Origin of the sequence: Citrobacter sp. TBCS-14, assembly GCF_005280805.1 — a bacterium.
GTDB classification, from domain to species: Bacteria; Pseudomonadota; Gammaproteobacteria; order Enterobacterales; family Enterobacteriaceae; genus Citrobacter; species Citrobacter gillenii.
In genome coordinates, this window is the sequence record NZ_SZWM01001020.1 from 95,246 (window position 1) to 112,945 (window position 17,700).

The window sequence follows — 17,700 nt, forward strand, 5'->3', positions numbered from 1 at the left end:
ATAAAAGAAAACAGACCATGTTTGAAATTAATCCGGTAAATAACCGCATTCAGGACCTCACGGAACGCTCTGACGTTCTTAGGGGGTATCTTTGACTATGATGCCAAGAAAGAGCGTCTGGAAGAAGTAAACGCCGAGCTGGAACAGCCGGATGTCTGGAACGAACCCGAACGCGCGCAGGCGCTGGGCAAAGAACGTTCTTCCCTTGAGGCCATTGTCGACACGCTCGACCAAATGAGCCAGGGCCTGGAAGATGTCTCCGGCCTGTTAGAACTGGCTATAGAAGCCGACGACGAAGAAACCTTTAACGAAGCCGTTGCCGAACTCGATACGCTGGAAGAAAAGCTGGCGCAGCTGGAGTTCCGTCGTATGTTCTCCGGTGAATATGACAGCGCAGATTGCTATCTCGATATTCAGGCCGGTTCTGGCGGCACCGAAGCGCAGGACTGGGCCAGCATGCTGATGCGCATGTATCTGCGTTGGGCTGAAGCACGCGGCTTTAAGACTGAAATTATTGAAGAATCTGAAGGTGAAGTGGCGGGTATTAAATCCGTGACCATCAGAATCGCTGGCGAATATGCTTACGGCTGGCTGCGTACTGAAACCGGCGTACACCGCCTGGTACGTAAGAGTCCGTTTGACTCCGGCGGTCGCCGCCATACGTCGTTCAGCTCTGCATTTGTCTACCCGGAAGTTGACGATGACATTGATATCGAAATCAACCCGGCAGACCTGCGCATCGATGTTTACCGCGCTTCAGGTGCGGGTGGTCAGCACGTTAACCGTACAGAATCTGCGGTGCGTATTACCCACATCCCGACCGGGATTGTGACACAGTGCCAGAACGACCGTTCCCAGCACAAGAACAAAGACCAGGCCATGAAGCAGATGAAAGCGAAGCTTTATGAACTGGAAATGCAGAAGAAGAATGCCGAGAAGCAGGCGATGGAAGACACCAAGTCCGACATCGGCTGGGGTAGCCAGATTCGTTCTTATGTCCTGGATGACTCCCGCATCAAAGATCTGCGTACCGGGGTTGAAACCCGTAACACGCAGGCGGTGCTGGATGGCAGCCTGGATCAATTTATCGAAGCAAGTTTGAAAGCAGGGTTATGAGGAACCAACATGTCTGAACAACACGCACAGGGCGCTGACGCGGTAGCCGACCTTAACAATGAACTGAAAACGCGCCGTGAGAAGCTGGCTAACCTGCGTGAGCAGGGGATCCCGTTTCCGAACGATTTCCGTCGCGATCACACCTCAGACCAACTGCACGCTGACTTCGACGCGAAAGAAAACGAAGAGCTGGAAGCGCTGAACATTGAGGTATCCGTTGCCGGTCGTATGATGACCCGCCGCATTATGGGGAAAGCCTCATTCGTTACGCTGCAGGACGTTGGTGGCCGTATTCAGCTGTACGTTGCGCGTGACGATCTGCCGGAAGGCATTTACAACGAGCAGTTCAAAAAATGGGATCTGGGCGATATCCTCGGCGCGAAAGGTAAGTTGTTTAAGACTAAAACCGGCGAGCTGTCCATCCATTGCACCGAGCTGCGTCTGCTGACTAAAGCGCTGCGTCCGTTGCCGGACAAATTCCACGGCCTGCAGGATCAGGAAGCGCGTTACCGTCAGCGCTACCTGGATCTCATCTCTAACGATGAATCTCGCAATACCTTTAAAGTGCGCTCACAGATCATGGCGGGTATTCGTCAGTTCATGGTTGGCCGTGGCTTTATGGAAGTGGAAACCCCGATGATGCAGGTGATCCCTGGCGGTGCCGCTGCACGCCCGTTCATCACCCATCATAACGCGCTGGATCTGGACATGTACCTGCGTATTGCGCCGGAACTGTACCTCAAGCGTCTGGTGGTTGGCGGCTTCGAACGTGTGTTCGAAATTAACCGTAACTTCCGTAACGAAGGCATCTCCGTTCGTCATAACCCAGAGTTCACCATGATGGAACTCTATATGGCTTATGCGGACTACAAAGACCTGATCGAACTGACCGAATCGCTGTTCCGCACGCTGGCGCAGGACGTTCTGGGAACCACCGAAGTGCCTTACGGCGAAGAAGTCTTCGACTTTGGTAAACCGTTCGAAAAACTGACCATGCGTGAAGCCATTCAGAAATACCGTCCGGAAACCAACATGGCGGATCTGGACAACTTCGACTCTGCTAAAGCGATTGCTGAATCTATCGGCATCAAGGTTGAGAAGAGCTGGGGTCTGGGTCGTATCGTGACGGAGATCTTTGAAGAAGTGGCGGAAGCGCACCTGATTCAGCCGACCTTCATTACCGAGTACCCGGCAGAGGTTTCTCCGTTGGCTCGTCGTAACGATGACAACCCGGAAATTACTGACCGCTTCGAATTCTTCATTGGTGGACGCGAAATCGGTAACGGTTTCAGCGAGCTGAACGATGCAGAAGATCAGGCGCAGCGTTTCCAGGATCAGGTTAACGCCAAAGATGCGGGCGATGACGAAGCGATGTTCTACGACGAAGACTACGTTACCGCTCTGGAACACGGTCTGCCGCCGACAGCCGGTCTGGGGATTGGTATTGACCGTATGGTTATGCTGTTCACCAACAGCCATACCATCCGTGACGTGATCCTGTTCCCGGCGATGCGTCCGGTTAAATAAGATGTGAAATGCCGGATCGCGCCACGCTTTTCCGGCCTACGATAAGCATGATTTGTAGGCCGGATAAAACGCTTTCGCGTTGCCATCCGGCAATCAATTACGGTTAGCAAACTCGCGTAATAATTCGCGCGCTTTATCGTTAGATGCCTGCATTACCATCCACGGGCTGAAGGCCCACGGTGTGGCATCCAGCGCACGTAAGACATCCTCAAGTTCACTCCACTGCTCATCCATTACTTCATCCGTGTTTGGCCGTCGCGCACTGATAACTCGTGCGGCATAGACCGGGCAAACTTCGTTTTCCACAATCCCACTGGGGTCTGCAGCGCGGTAACGAAAATCAGGATACACGGGCGTGAGTTCGGCTACCTCCACACCCAGTTCGAAACGAGCGCGACGGATGATGGCGTCTGCAGTAGTTTCACCGGACTGCGGATGGCCGCAGACCGAGTTAGTCCAGACGCCTGGCCAGGCTTTTTTGTGTAGCGAACGCCGAGTCACCAACAGTTGGCCCTGGTCGTTAAAGAGCCAGCAGGAGAAGGCAGAGTGTAGGGGCGTTGTAGCGGTATGCGCCGCATACTTTTCCAGTGTTCCGCAGGGCTGGTCCTGCTCATTCAACAAAATGACATGTTCCTGTCGCATCGCATCCACCATTAATCTTGAGCATCACTATTATATGCCTAATTGTGGCCGATTGATTATCCGTCGGTGTGAAATGCCTGAACGGACGATTCGTGCCGCGATATGATTTGGCATCCGGCATCGGACTGCTATGATAAAGCGTCTTAAAATGTTGCGAGGAATTGTTTTGAGTGCGGGACGCCTGATGAGAAAACGCTTTGTTATCACAATAATGTTGCTGAGCAGCCTGATCGTCGCGGGATGTTCAAGCTCATCTGATTCCGGTTCTGGTTCTACCTATACCGTTAAGCGGGGAGATACGCTGTATGGTATTTCACGTGCGACAGGGACCAGCGTCAAAGAGATCGCGCGCCTGAACAACATTTCTCCCCCCTATACCATAGAAGTTGGGCAAAAGCTTAAGGTCAGCGGTGGCGCGAAAACCAGCACGGCATCGGCGAAAACAAAATCTAAATCGAAATCCTCCACCAAAACGGCAGCAGTCAGACCGTCTTCTTCTGTGCCACAGTCATCCTGGCCACCGGTAGGGCAACGCTGTTGGCAGTGGCCAGCGAGTGGGAAGGTGATACTGCCATACTCCACGGCCGAAGGTGGCAACAAGGGGATTGATATCTCTGCCGCGCGCGGCACGCCTGTTTATGCGGCTGGAGCCGGGAAGGTGGTCTATGTCGGCAATCAGCTGCGCGGCTACGGCAACCTCGTGATGATAAAACATGGCGAAGATTACATTACCGCCTACGCCCATAACGATACGCTGTTGGTTAACAACGGGCAAACAGTGAAAGCCGGGCAGAAAATTGCCACCATGGGCAGCTCTGATGCGGCTTCGGTGCGCCTGCATTTCCAGATCCGTTATCGCGCTACGGCTATCGATCCGCAGCGCTATTTGCCGCCGCAGGGCAGCAAGCCAAAATGCTGACGGTGAATTAATCGCCAGTCAGTCGATCAGCCCCTTGCCAGGAAGTGTGTAAGGTTTATAATCCCTTACGCACTTCAATGCGGGCGTAGTTCAATGGTAGAACGAGAGCTTCCCAAGCTCTATACGAGGGTTCGATTCCCTTCGCCCGCTCCATGACCTTTCTTAAAGTTTACTAACTTACTGAATCCTAAGGGATATGGCTTAAAGCCTCCTTGCAGAGTTACTTACTGTAACCCACTGTGTAACCCTCTCAGGGCATACAGACATATGATTCAGCCATCAAGCAAGCAACTCCAAATTACCGCCTATCTCTATGAGCGCAGAGGCGTCTACTATTTCCGTCTACGGCACCGTCAGTCAAACACTGATAGAATGACCTCATTGTCACTACGGACTAAGGACAGACGCACCGCCATGGCTCACTCTCGGCACATCAAGTCAGCACTTAAAGCAATCCACGCAGACAGCCCTAACGCCTCTTATGAGGAGCTACGGGAGCACTTGCAGACCATTGTCGAGTGGGAACTAAGTGTCCGCCGTGATGACCTGAACGACCCGGAGTCCTACCAGCTTTATGTTGACCAGTACGACGACATTAAGTCTAACCTTCGGGAAGCTGTAGCGACTGAGCGTCTGACTGTAGACCAGCATCACTATATCAATGACGTTATCGGTGTGCTCAAGGCCTGTCAGGACAGACTCAAGGGCGATAGTTCCAGCCTGTTGTCTTACCTTGAGCCTGAGACTAGTAGTCTAAGACCGTCCGCCTCCCTATCTGTATCATCGGAGCCAGAAGTCCCTGAGCCTAAAGCTTTGGCCCTCGCGTCTCTCATTGAGCAGTACGAGCAGGAGAACGCCCAGAACTGGAAGCCAGCGACCCTAAGCGAGAACCGAGCGTCACACTCCACGCTAATCGAGATATTCGACTATCTGAGTATTCAGGATGTCAGTAAGGCGACCCGCTCAGATATGCTCAGGGTCCGTGAAGTCCTCCAGCAGATACCGAAGAACCGTAAGCAACGCTTTAAGGATATGCAGCTGTCAGACCTGCTGAACCGAGAGGCTAAGACTGACTGTTTAGATGTCGTCACCATTAACAATAAATATCTTATCAAGATGGCTGCTGTCTTTAAGTGGGCGGTACGCAACGACCTGATAACTAAGAACCTGACAGAAGGTCTTGAGCTGAAAGTCCCGCAGCGTAAAGCCTCCGACGCTCGTGATGCGTTCAGTCCTGAGCAGGTAGGGCAACTGATGGTCGCCGCTAAAGCGTACTCGCAGAAGACCTCAGGTAAGCCATATCATTATTACGTCACCGCTCTGGCTGCGATTACAGGTGCAAGACTTAACGAGGTGGCTCAACTTCAAGTCAAAGACGTCAGGGTCACTGAGGCCGGGACCGTCTACATTCATATCAACGAAGACGATAGCAGCCTGCCGGGTAAGAGCATCAAGAACGCCCATAGTGACCGCTGCGTCCCATTGGTCGGTGGCGCTTATGGTTTGTATTGACTGACTTTATGTCGCTTGTGGAAGACCGTAGAAAGGCTGTGGGTGATAATGCTATGGTATTCGGTGGCCTCAAGCTGATGAAGAACGGCTACGGTGAGCAGGTCAGCAAATGGTTTAACAGAACGTTGCTGCCGAAAGTCCTCGCTGATCGTAGCGGCTTAGCGTTTCACTCGTTTAGACATACAGTTGCGACCCAGCTAAAACAACATGGTGTCGAGTTAGCGTATGCTCAGGCGATTATGGGTCATAGCTCAGGGTCTATAACTTACGACCGTTACGCGAAAGAGGTCGAGGTAGATAGATTGGTTAATGTGATGGCTGGTGTTTATAAGGAGACTGGAGTAAATGGCTGAGTATTTCCCGGCGAAATTTAAAGCAGAGGCGTTTAACTGCCCTCACTGTGGTGTTTATTCTAGGCAGCACTGGCGTCGTATGGGAGGAAGTAGCTCTCAGCTTCATTACAAAGAGACCAGCTTCTATATGTCCACATGCTCCCATTGTGATGATGATGCTTACTGGAATGAAAGTAATATGGTCATACCCACGTCTGGTAATGTTGAGCCCCCTAATCCTGACATGCCAGAAGACTGTAAGTCCGACTACATGGAAGCCAGAAGCATCATTAATCTGTCACCTAAAGGCGCTGCTGCACTCCTGCGCTTGAGTCTTCAAAAGCTGATGGTCCATCTCGGTGAGCCGGGGAAGCATATCGACACGGACATTAAGTCCCTCGTGGCTAAAGGTCTGTCACCATTGGTCCAGCGAGCTGCTGATATTTGTCGTATCGTTGGCAATCAGGCGGTCCATCCGGGTGAAATTAACATTGATGATGACCCTCAGTTAGCGCATGGTCTTTTTAAGCTGCTGAATATCATTGTCACTGAGCAGATTACCAGACCGAAAGAAGTTGAGGCCATGTTTAACAGTATGCCGGAAAGGGCGCTCAAGGGCATTGAAGACCGGGACAGGAAGGCGAGAGAAGGACAGAAAGCCGCTAACGAATAAACCCTCACTATAGGGGAGGGACTAAACTATCACTATAGGAGGGGGACCCTTAGTTCCTCGACCCACACACATTCATTAAGTCTCAGGCTTCCGGCAGCGGACCCGATTGGAAACCATCCGCAGACGCCTAGTGTTAAATCACCTTGGCCTGAGACCATTCTCTTTTAACGTAGCTATCTCTCTCCTTTGACAGGCGGAGAACATCAGACCTCAGCGGAACTTCCGTCTATGAGACCATCGGTGTGCGAGATTGTGAAGAACCAAGACACCATTACTGAGGTCTGCCATCCATTTGTGGACAGGCGGAAACTCAAAGTGGTTGACCAGTGGTGTCTGAGGTTGGAGCTTTGAGATGACCAGCAGGCTGGAGGAGACCCATTGTTACTATGGTTTGACTAGAGTCCTCTTTGATGGATTGTGTTATCACAATTCCAATAAGGAGAACTTTAAGTCCTACCAGCCAAAGTAAATATGGTCGCAAATCTTAAACCCTCACTATAGGGAGTGGACCCTTAGCTATCACTATAGGGACTGTACATTCGCCTCTGGTCTTGATGCGTCAAGCCATGCGGAAGCTCTCCCGACATTAAGTCTTTCTCCGAAGACATCCCAAGGCAAGACAGCCTCTGTCAGACCTCCAGCCCGTTAGCGTTCTCGTGTCTTCATTTTGACTTGAGTCTATCACCGCTCACCATCTGGTCGTCCTGACACGCTGTCGCACCTTCGTCTCTATGGTCATCGCAGACCACAACACAATTACCTCAAGTCATTCTGTTTGCGTCCTGTTGCCTGCTGGTCTCCCTTTACGTGGGGGCTTGAGTAGGTCAGTAGGGTGCGACTTCAGGGTGCAAACAAAAGGAGTACACGTAAATGTCTCAACAAGAATACACCATCCATATCTTCGGTCAGGACCTCACCAGTCAGGACGGATTGTTTCGACTGGATGAAATTCGTCGGGTCGGTATCCAGATTGGCAAAGTTGCAGATGGCAATAGTACAGAAGTCAGACGCTTTGCCCGTACCAAAGTCGGGCGCTATCTTATGGGACCGAAAAGTGGTCGCATAAAGAAAGTTGATATGGGTTGCCTCGGTACGTCATGGCTTGCTGACCCCACGTCCGCCGTGAAGTTTGGCGAGTGGCTGGACTTTGAGTACGGAATAGCTGTAGCGGATGCCTTTGTGTCTATGACCTCCAGTGCCAGCGTTCAGGCCGCTGTAGCATCTTCGGATGAAATCACGCCGGACTCTAAGGCATTCATTAAGAAGCACACTGTATCGCACTACAGTGCTGGACAACTCGTCTCGAAAGAGGCGTTTGAGGAGCTACGTGTCGGTCGCTGTGAGTGGAGACTTTAACAATGGCTATGATTGACCCACGCACTCCCGAAGGCCGTTTGACCCTGCGTTACCGGGGTCTTCCCACTTCTGTTTTGTTGTCGATGCTTGGTGTAGATAAAGCGGCTACGAATGACCGACCATTTTATTCTCGTAATGAGCTAATAGAACAGTTGGTCATTCGTGATATGTCAGTTAACCGAGAAAGTAAGTAAGGAATTCTCTGGTCACTGCGTCAGTGAATCCTATAAGTAATGCGATAGCTGAAGGGATGATATTAATTGCTGCGACTGAAAGTGATCTTATTATTCCGTGTCTTTTTGATGCCTTTAATAAAACCGCAAAGATAAAGACTGGAATGAATGCAAGTAAGGCTACGGTGATTATACGTTCAAGCATATACAGTGTGTGCCAAGTTATCCCACCTGTTATATATCCAGCGCCATATCCAACTGCATAAAAGCAGGTCAAATAAAGCAATAAGCTAATAGCTAATTTAGGCATGAGGCATTCCTGGGTTTCTCGGTGAAAGGTGGTCGTAGATTAGCAAATAACCACATACCTATTGATCGTTTGTTCCAATCATAATGTCTTCAATTGATCGTTCAGAGTGATCAAACCTAACCTAATTTTAAACCTTTTGAGATGACCGATGCGGGGAGACCGTAGGCATAACCATGCCTGCGAGACCGATAGTCTCAACTCTCAAGAGGAGTACGAACAATGTTATTCGACCAAAACGACTGGAAACTCAAAGTCACCGACATCGACCTTTACGCAAATACTTGCAAGCTGGACGGTGAGTCCTATCCGTTATCACTGGCGTTAAAGACCCTCATCCCCGGCTATATGGCTGGCTTCAGTCCACGAGCTGCCGAGCCTCTGGAGCTACTGGAAGTCCTTTCTGATGCTGGCGTACTTATCGCTAACTTCTTCGGTAAGGAAGTCATGTCTGCCTATCGTCTACGCCAGCAGGCCAAGACCAAAGCACAAGCTGAAGCTGCTGAAACTGTACGCATTCAGGCTGAGCGTATGGCTGAGCTGAACATGACCCCCGAGGAGCGTCTAGCAGCGGCCCAGAAGCGTGACCAGCAGAAAGCTGAACGTCAGGCCTATGGTGACTCTATTCGCAACGCTGTGTCTTCTGCTGGTCGCTCACGAGCCTCGAAGCTGGTGGAGATTGACGGCATGGACAACTGGATGGACCAACTCTAAGCACATTAGCTGCTCGCCAGCTCACACCCACACACATTCAGGTCTGGGACATCGCGTCCCGGACTTCAAGTATTTGACTCAAAGGAGATTAATTATCATGACTATGACAAAAGACGCTTTACAGTTTGGCATTGAGCCTGTTCGTATCACCGACACCGACAACCTCCAGATTAACGAAGGCTTGCCGACTAACGCTGACCCGCAGGTTTATGCCCTTGAGCTGGCTAAGCTGGTGAAAACGATGCTGAATGGTGTGCTTAAAGACGCTCAGGAGAACATTCCTTTCCCTGTTGAGCTGCTGCCGACCCGTAACAGCTTACCGACCCCAATCATTGCTCACACTCTGGCTGACCGCTCCGTGGTCGTTCCGGTACGTGGCGGTAAGACTCCCACTGTAGTCACCGCTGCCGCTGGTAGCGAGATTACCGTTGAACCAATCGAAAAGGCTATCCTCGTCAGCCATCAGGCGAAGTTGTGGGACGCTAAGTCCTCTACTGGTTTCACTGTTGGCACACTTCAGCAAGACGCCCTGAACATCTGCGAGAATGTGGTCCGTACAATCAACGCTAAAATGGTCGATGTATTACTGACCTCTAAGCTGCTGAAGACAGTGGATTATCCTAAGTTGACCGGGAGTCTCCTGCCACGAGCAGAGGCTATCGTAGACGCGCTGTTTGAGAGTACCGAGCCCGCTTATGGCTCTGAGGTGTCCAGCTATGGCATCCTTGCTCATGAGTCCCATATGTCCGCTCTCTCCCGTCTGGCTATGAAGAACGGATTTGGTGGTGAGGATGCAGTAAAGGACATGCTGGGTACAGACATCGCCTACTACAATGGGACTGACCGTGGCCTATTCATGTTGGCGAAGCACTTCACCTGTCTATCCTTTGGTTGTCTGCGTCATGATGGTGAACATATCACCGTGATTCTTTCCCGTGATGGTAACTCCCAGTCCCATGACCTTGAGATTCTCGGTAAGGTCTTTGTTGTGGCTGAAGCCGCTACGACTGTTAAGATGAAGACAGGAAGTGCTACTGCTGTGTTGCCAGTGGTCAAGTGCCTGAGCTTTAGCAAGTAAGCTAAGTAACAATAATAGCTATTGGTCAGGACCTTCGGGTCTTGGCCCTTATTTAATGTTATGTTATATCATAACTATGCGAGGGAGGGGACATATGGACCTACACAAAGTCTATCTGGTAGTCCTCCTGCTGAAGCTGGGGCTGGTGGTCGTTCTGATGTCAGCTCGCTGATGATGGTTCTTAGACGATGAATTTTGACTGAAAAATGTGAGGACCCATCTAATACGATGAGCCTGACGCTTTACCCCATAGCCCGGCCCTTTTGGTCTGGCTGAGGGTCGGGTAGTCAGACCGTGAGTTCTATTCCTTTAGAGGGATTATTACGTGCTTCAAGTCTTGACCTTCAGCCTATCCATGTGTAACCATCACTGTAACCAATGGATTCATCAGTCTTTAAGAAACAAGAAGTTAGCTAGTTGTCCTCGGCTCCCTTCGCCCGCTCCAAACACACTTCTTTTAAAGTCTACTCAAGTCAATCAAACCCAGTAATCATAAGGCTTTCGCCAATATCTCAGTATTTTGACGTAAACTAACGTCTACTCAAATCTATACATTTATGTATATACAATGCCTATAGCCCGCGATCTACACTTTGGAACTATACACAATGCCCCTCACAGACATTGAAATCAGGCGCTCTAAGTCGCGTGAACTCAACGATGGCAATGGCCTCTCTCTGCTCATCGAGCCGAACGGATCGAAAGAGTGGCGTTTCCGTTATCGCCGCTGAGTGGAGGAGAAACACGAGGGCAAACTGAATAAGTGGGCAGTTTGCGTTTTGGCACCGTTGGGTCCGCTGTCGACAAGCCTGACAGCTGATACGCCGCAACCGACCATTATCTAATCGTTGAACTACGGGGCCAGTCTAGATCTGAACGTGAATCTGCTGTCGGCGCTGGGATAATGCAATGTAGATAAAAATGGAATTAAATCATTACAAAGCACAGCGTCAGAAAACAATAAAAATTTAAGGGCCCATTTTGGGCCTTTTTTTAGAATCGTGAAGTAAGATTATTAATAGCAGTTCTGCAATTATCTAAATAATCAGCTTTCACCTGAACTCTATGGCCATTGATAGATTGTTTACCTGCCTTAACTTTTGAGAAAGGTTGCCCTTTAGCGTGTGCAATGACTCCTGTCGTTTGAAAATCACGTACGCTAGAAAACCCATCCGTTACGTTACTGAACGTAAATAAGTGAGGATGAGATGTTATAAGATCTTGAACATCTTTTCTTATTGCATGAAGTACAGCCGCGTATGCTGAAGCATCACCCATATATTGAGTTAACCTGTTTTGTACGATCTGATGAATCTTAGGTAAGGGCCTGCCGGCAGCTTCTAACTTTGTCGAAAACATATAGGAAGTATAAATTTCAGATGGTAGTTTTAAACTGTATACCAGAGAAATAGCATTTAATATTGCTCTTCTGGAAGAGTCATCTGCCATTACAGGTAAAATCAGTCTGTCAGCACTTGCTAACGCAATTTGAGTATAGAATGAAAAACTTGGGTTACAATCCAAGAAGACCACATCATAAGTGGTTCTCAGTTGTGACAGTAAATCCTTTAACCAGTCAATTACTGCAAGCCACGCATTTGTGCCTGGAATATTCTGGTTTGCCAAGGTGTTCACTGCGTTTGCCTGCAATTCCAGCAATGGATCGCCACATATCAAATTAATATTACCGGGAATGTCACGGTTAGAAGCGGAAGGAGTTGTTATGTAATCAAAAGCATTGAATACCGGTGGAGAATATGGTGCTGGTAAGCGAGTCTGAAAATAACCGCCGATGGAACAACGAGGAACAAGACCTTGCCTTGCTAGTAATTTTTCACTGCCATTGGCATTCATTCCACCCAACATGAGTTCAGATAAGTTTGCTTGAGGACACAGATCAAGCGCCAAAATCCTCTCGTTTGGATGAGTTTCAGCATATCTTGTAATTACTTGAAATGCCAAGCTGGTTTTACCGGTACCACCCTTATTGTTCCAAAAAGCATAAGTAAGCATGATTACTCTCCTAAGTATGAGAAAATACTATAGCGTCTCAGCTGGACTATGTGAAGTCCTTTTTGGACGCAAAGGTGTCTTTTTGGACTTGGTGTTTCATTATCGCAAGGGGTTAATTTTTCTAAGTCTTATTAAAATTATTTATATCAGCTAGTTACGTCAATTATTATGAATTCATTTCCATATCCTTTTTAGAGAGCTTTTGGAAACCTATTTAAAAATTCTAAGGTTCATCGGATTATTAATAATTCCGTCTTTGTTCTGCACATGATTTGAAGGCCAAGCGAACACAGTCATGAAAAATTTAATCGAGCATCTTCACAACAAACTAAAAGGTGTCATAAATGGCAGCATCGGATTGGTGCTAAGCGCAGTGGCTAAATTACTCCACTGCTAAACGCTATAACAAGATTGCGAGAGGTAATGCGAATTAGCAAAAAAGTGCTAACAACACTGCGAAATCATAGGCGAGGAAAGGGGGGGGGACAAAGCCAGAATTGCTGACTCATTAGATAGTGATTGAATCGCCACGGATAATCACCAGCAGGGGGATAGAGACTATGAGTGATATTCATCAATCCTTGGCATGGTATTGGCTAACGTAGAAATGATTATGAATGAATCAGATAATAGGCGTGCAAGCAGCAGTAGCCAGGGTGCTTGCAAAAACACCCCGGCTATCTCTTGTTGCGGGCCGATTAGAAATGATATTTCAGCCCTAACGTTGCCGCGCTGTTGTTGTAACCGTTGTCTCCCATCTGGACGCCCACATTACCCCACAGATTTAAATCTGGTGTAATCTGGCCTTCAACACCCAGTTTAATTTCTCCCAGATTACGCGCACCTTCCTGGCTGACGCTAACGTCATCCATTTTCGTGCTAAAACTGCGCGTATTATGAATCCAGTTAGCCTCAATAAATGGCTGGAATTCACGGCCTTTGCCCTCATCCATTTTATTAACGCTTTTCAGGTAGGCTCTGGCTCCAAGACGGGTTTGAACATTACCGTTGCCGTTCATCTCGATACGCGTTCTGTTAGCCTCTCGATGGTCATCAGATTTGACCCCCATCCAGGTAACCTGCGCCTGCGGCTGAATATACCACTCATTAACGGTTCCCTGGCTACCGGAGAATTCGCCAACGTTAAAGGTATACCCCGTTTCAACAGATGCCGTCAGACCTTTGGATTTATAGGCTTCAGAAGCCAGTCCTTCACCTTTTACATAGTTATCAAACCATCCATATTGCGCCCAGCCGTCGAGGTACAGACCGTTATGATCGACGTTATCGGCATACCATGTGGCGTAAAGACCCGTGCTATAGCCATTGACGCTACCTCGCGAGGTATAACCCGTGGCTGATGAGCGGGTCTGATTATTATCATGGCCATACCCGGCCATGATCCCGAGACGCCAGCTATCACGCCCGTTAGTTGAGCCCTGCACGATATCGCTGCCGAGCTGCATCACATAGCGATTGCTTTGAGTACGCAGCTGGCTGCTACCGTCATACCAACTATGATGGCCCCCTGTCTGACGCATCCACATAGCGGTGTTTTTTGTCTCTCCGGTTAACATGTCTGTGTACTGCGTTTCTCCCGCGCGATCGTGTAGCCTCATGTTGAACAGGGTATTTACTGCCGCATGGTTCGCGGTATAGGTTCCCCCTTCCGGGCGAAGCGTATGCTCTGTGGGCGAAACCGGTTGTTCGGGATTTTCAGGTTTAATCAACTGGCTGGTCAGAAACCAGTGGCTATTGTTAGCCCCCTGGCCCCGAACCAATGAATAATCATAAGCGCCCGCAGTGATACGCCCGCTCTGAGAAAAATCACCTTCAGAACGGCCATCTACATGAATAAGCTCAATCCCCTCCAGAGTTTGTGAACCTTGGCCCCCTGCATTGGTGATACTTACTTGAGTACTGCCAGTGGTGTCACCTTTTACAATAAGCTTATCGGTGGCCGAACGGTCGTCCCCCAGAACAGTATCAAAATTAATCAGGCCATTATTGCCGTGGTAATTCCCCTCAACAATCAGCTGGTTGCCGGCGGACTGCCCACTATTCCCCAAAGATATCACACCCTGGTTAGAGAGATTCCCGCCAACAGTAAAGCGACCTGATGCGCCATTTCCGGCAACGAACAATCCGGCATTATGGATACTGCCTGACACTGTTCCCGCGCCTGAGAGCATACCGGCAGAAGAAATATTGACCTGCTGGCTCGCCAGCGTAACCGGCGCATCCTCCTGACCCAGTATCAGCCCCCCTTGTTGAATATCCGTAGTGCCGGTATAGGCGGAATTCGCGGTCAGCGTGATAGTACCCTGGCCCTGCTTGATGACATTACCGCTGCCATCGACTTGGTTTTGCAGGGTCCAGTCATCCATGCTGTTAAGGATCAAGTCACCCTGATTGTGAATGGTTGCTCCCCCGAGATGGCCGGCGGCTGACGCAACTAATTGTGTGTTTTTATCCAGTTTAACGTGACCGCTAAACCCGCGGTTATCCCCCTCGAGAGCGACGTTAGATTCGCTGAATGAAACTTCACCCTTGCCGCTCAGGTTGTTGGACAATTTCCCCTCAACGGTATTCAGGTTGAGATGACCATCGGCAATAATATTCCCGGCCCCCAATCCCTGAACGTTATCTAGTTTGACCTCTGCGCCGGACGCGATGGTCGTTGTTGCGCTTAAGGACGCATTACTGCCATTCACATTAAAGACGCCGTTATCTATGTTGAGATTACCGCTGCCGGCCAATGTCCCTGATGACGTTCCGCCGTTAGAAATCGTCAGGCTACCGCCATTAATATTCAGAACCGATCCTACGGCGCCGGTTAGCTGCCCAATCGTCTGGCTATGCCCATTCATATCCAGAACGGTCTCTTCTGCCATCTGAAGACCTGACGTATGACCCAGTACATTATCATTGAGCATCAGCAGATTACCGCTGCGCAAATCGGTTAGGCCGGTGTAATCATTATTCAGACCAGAAAGTGAAACTGTCTGGCCTTTCTGGCTGTCAAGCGCCAGATCCCCGGAGCCGCTCAGGCGAGAGCTTAATTCCGCAGCCGCCCCGGTTTTTCCGTTGGCGTCCAGCAGTAGTGCATTCTGCCCCTGTCCTTGTAGTTCAATCTGCGTCAGACCGTAGCCTACATAAAGACCATCATGGTTTTTCCCGCTGGTCAGGCGATAGTCGTAAGTTCCTTTGGCTACCACCTGTCCGTTCTGGCTAATGTCATGCTGAACAGCATCTGTTATCGCGTTACCGTTTAGATCCTGCAGTTGCAGGTTTCCGGCGTCACCTGTTACACCGGTTCCTGACTGGGTGGACACCAGTTTAATTTCTGCATTGGCGTCTTCCTGCTCCATTAAAGAGAGACCGGTATCAATATCTTGCGCTATAGCGTCCACTACGCCCACAGGATTCACCTGCACAGCACCAGACCCCGTCAGGTCTAACTCCTCTTTGACATTCACCATTTTATCGGTGTGGTGTATGCCGGGGGTAATGTTACCAAACGCAATGGTTCCGCCAGAAAAGGCCAGGCTTCCAATGGACTGTGTGCCCGTTCCCAGTGAAATTTCACTCCCTTTTCCTGCAATTAGCCCTGCTTTTGCAAGAGCATCGGCGTTGGTTCCCTGCAGGTTGAATGTCGTATTCTGTAACGCCAGAGCACCCGTAAATCCGGATGTCACCGCGCTGTTTTTAAAAGAGAAAGCGTGGTTTCCCGTATCGACCTCCAGGATGCCAGAGCCAGCAATCTGGTGGTTAAACAACCAGTCGCTTGTACTATTGAGCTGCAGCGTCCCGGCAACGGATAACCCGGCAGAACCGAGATTTTTCTGATCAGAAACGCTCGCAACGGCGCCCGATTCAACATTGATCTTTCCTTTAAAGGCGGTGTTATCACCCAATAGCGCCACATTTCCGGTGCCGACGGAGATAATGCCATTCCCCGAAACCTTATTGGTAAACGCCATGTTGTCCTGGGCATTCAGCAAGAGTTTACCGCTATTGCTGATATTCGCGGTTCCCAGGTTCTGCGTAACCCCAAGTGTGGCATTCTTGGCAATTTTTACTTTACCGCTAAATTTTGAGTTATCCCCAGACAGAAACGTTGTGCCGTTAAGTGCATTAATATAACCCAGCCCCTCGCTGCCACTTGATATATCCGCTGATATATTGGCGTTATCGCTGGTGTGGTTCAGGGTGATTTTTTTATTGTCCGTACCCGCCCAAACAAACTCTATTTTCTTGGCGTCAATAATCCCGGCAGCTTTCGCTTTCTCACCTTCCTGAGCGCCTAATGCTAATTCTGAGTTTGTACTTAGGCTAACTTCAGGGGCAGAGATCTTCCCCATGTCGGATACGACCAATGTGGTATTGGAATCTTGATTGTAATACCCGAGACTTAATTTATCACTGGCGTTAACTTCCCCCTTATTATTAACTGACAGGAATTGATCGCCACCGTAGCTTTTGAATACACCCATAAAGAATGTTTGTGTATTGACCTGGCTACCCTCACCGCTAACGTTTCCCCTTTCATAGGTCAGGCGGCTGGTCCCTTTAACATGAATCTTACCGCCATCAGACACGTTAAAATAACCGCCCGTTCGCCAGTTATCTGACGCGCTGTCATATAAGTCGTCAGCGTAGAGTTCACTGCCTGCATTAGAGACGTTAAGGTAACCGGTGCCTTTCAGCAGAATGTTCAGTTCACCGTTGATACGCACTGTTCCCTGGGTAATATCCAGCCCGCCTCCTGATGTGAAGGTCAGGCGGGGACGCGAGTCCGGTGCATTGATCACCAGGTTGGCATTGTCTTTTACATTGATATGGTAATTAATGGACTGGTTGCCTGTGCCAAAATCAACGGTGTTATCTGTGCTTACATCAATATCATTAGCCAAGGCCATCGATGAGCATAACGCTACGGCACCAGCTAATAACGCCCTGGACTTTTTTTTCGTATTCTTCCTTCCAAGCTCTGAGCACACACACCAGCAATTACGGACTTTACTCCATTTTATCTGATATATTTTGTTCATAAGCTCTCCGCAAAATAATCATAATAAAAATTTAACATTTTTGGGGTAAAATATTTATCGGGTTACATTTTTGAGAGTGAAAATGTAAGACTCCGAATTGATGATATATGCTATGTGTTATTCATGTTATGCAAACGGCCATGCCGGATAGTAGATTTAAGTCTCCCTGCATAGTTTGTTACGTGATAAATTAATTCTGACAGCGTAGTCTTCAGTCTGTAAATATATTACCTGAGGTTTTATCGCTATTTCCAGCCCCACTTATTATATTGATGGGCGTTTTC

Annotated in this window: 12 protein-coding genes, 1 tRNA gene and 2 pseudogenes; 11 read left to right on the plus strand and 4 right to left on the minus strand. The window is 49.2% G+C overall.

Annotated elements, in window-relative coordinates; genetic code table 11:
- The first annotated feature begins 17 nt into the window (after window positions 1-17).
- A protein-coding gene (gene prfB / locus FDX22_RS23175) for a peptide chain release factor 2 (protein WP_115257544.1) occupies window positions 18-1,116 on the plus strand; the annotation gives its coding sequence in 2 pieces (ribosomal slippage) (window positions 18-92 and window positions 94-1,116; 1,098 coding nt in all).
- Window positions 1,117-1,125: 9 nt separating this feature from the next.
- A complete protein-coding gene (gene lysS, locus FDX22_RS23180) occupies window positions 1,126-2,643 on the plus strand; it encodes a lysine--tRNA ligase (RefSeq protein WP_096755805.1) in 1,518 nt (505 codons plus the stop codon).
- A 93-nt stretch (window positions 2,644-2,736) separates the two neighbouring features.
- On the opposite strand, the gene idi is transcribed toward lysS, so the two are convergent.
- Window positions 2,737-3,285, minus strand: coding sequence for an isopentenyl-diphosphate Delta-isomerase (gene idi, locus FDX22_RS23185; RefSeq protein WP_117342622.1), 549 nt, complete (start codon window positions 3,283-3,285; stop codon window positions 2,737-2,739).
- A gap of 160 nt (window positions 3,286-3,445) precedes the next feature.
- On the opposite strand from idi, the gene actS reads away from it, so the two are divergent.
- From actS to FDX22_RS31920, 6 genes and pseudogenes are all read left to right on the plus strand, one after another.
- Entirely contained in the window at window positions 3,446-4,204 is a 759-nt protein-coding gene (actS, locus tag FDX22_RS23190) for an amidase activator ActS (protein ID WP_168246980.1), read from the plus strand.
- 79 nt (window positions 4,205-4,283) lie between these two features.
- Window positions 4,284-4,357: transfer RNA gene (locus FDX22_RS23195), tRNA-Gly, on the plus strand.
- A 114-nt stretch (window positions 4,358-4,471) separates the two neighbouring features.
- A pseudogene (locus FDX22_RS23200) lies at window positions 4,472-6,069 on the plus strand (tyrosine-type recombinase/integrase).
- Complete coding sequence (locus FDX22_RS23205; RefSeq protein ID WP_146717844.1) at window positions 6,062-6,721, plus strand: DUF4145 domain-containing protein; 660 nt, start codon at window positions 6,062-6,064, stop codon at window positions 6,719-6,721. Before FDX22_RS23200 ends, FDX22_RS23205 begins: the two are co-directional and overlap by 8 nt.
- A gap of 870 nt (window positions 6,722-7,591) precedes the next feature.
- On the plus strand, window positions 7,592-8,077 hold the full coding sequence (locus FDX22_RS23210) for a hypothetical protein (protein WP_146717845.1): 486 nt from the start codon (window positions 7,592-7,594) through the stop codon (window positions 8,075-8,077).
- Between the two features lie 2 nt (window positions 8,078-8,079).
- A complete protein-coding gene (locus FDX22_RS31920; RefSeq protein ID WP_146717846.1) occupies window positions 8,080-8,271 on the plus strand; it encodes a hypothetical protein in 192 nt (63 codons plus the stop codon).
- Here FDX22_RS31920 and FDX22_RS23220 read toward each other — a convergent pair.
- Window positions 8,252-8,560, minus strand: coding sequence for a hypothetical protein (locus FDX22_RS23220; RefSeq protein WP_146717847.1), 309 nt, complete (start codon window positions 8,558-8,560; stop codon window positions 8,252-8,254). The genes FDX22_RS31920 and FDX22_RS23220 overlap by 20 nt on opposite strands.
- Before the next feature lie 219 nt (window positions 8,561-8,779).
- Between FDX22_RS23220 and FDX22_RS23225 the strand changes: the two genes are divergently transcribed.
- The 3 genes and pseudogenes from FDX22_RS23225 to FDX22_RS31925 all read left to right on the plus strand — a co-directional run.
- Window positions 8,780-9,271, plus strand: a complete 492-nt coding sequence (locus FDX22_RS23225; RefSeq protein ID WP_146717848.1) for a hypothetical protein — start codon at window positions 8,780-8,782, stop codon at window positions 9,269-9,271.
- A 97-nt stretch (window positions 9,272-9,368) separates the two neighbouring features.
- Window positions 9,369-10,349 carry a hypothetical protein gene (locus tag FDX22_RS23230; RefSeq protein ID WP_146717849.1) on the plus strand — a complete coding sequence of 327 codons (981 nt, stop codon included), beginning with the start codon at window positions 9,369-9,371 and terminating at the stop codon, window positions 10,347-10,349.
- Window positions 10,350-10,957: 608 nt separating this feature from the next.
- Window positions 10,958-11,074 (plus strand): annotated as a pseudogene (locus FDX22_RS31925) (Arm DNA-binding domain-containing protein); the annotation flags it as partial.
- Window positions 11,075-11,342: 268 nt separating this feature from the next.
- Here the strand turns inward: FDX22_RS31925 and FDX22_RS23240 are convergent.
- Together FDX22_RS23240 and FDX22_RS23245 are read right to left on the minus strand one after the other, a co-directional pair.
- Window positions 11,343-12,362, minus strand: a complete 1,020-nt coding sequence (locus tag FDX22_RS23240) for a ParA family protein (RefSeq protein WP_146717850.1) — start codon at window positions 12,360-12,362, stop codon at window positions 11,343-11,345.
- 698 nt (window positions 12,363-13,060) lie between these two features.
- The gene (locus FDX22_RS23245; protein WP_146717851.1) at window positions 13,061-17,416 is read right to left on the minus strand and encodes an autotransporter outer membrane beta-barrel domain-containing protein; all 4,356 of its coding nucleotides are present in this window, start codon (window positions 17,414-17,416) and stop codon (window positions 13,061-13,063) included.
- Window positions 17,417-17,700 lie beyond the last annotated feature (284 nt).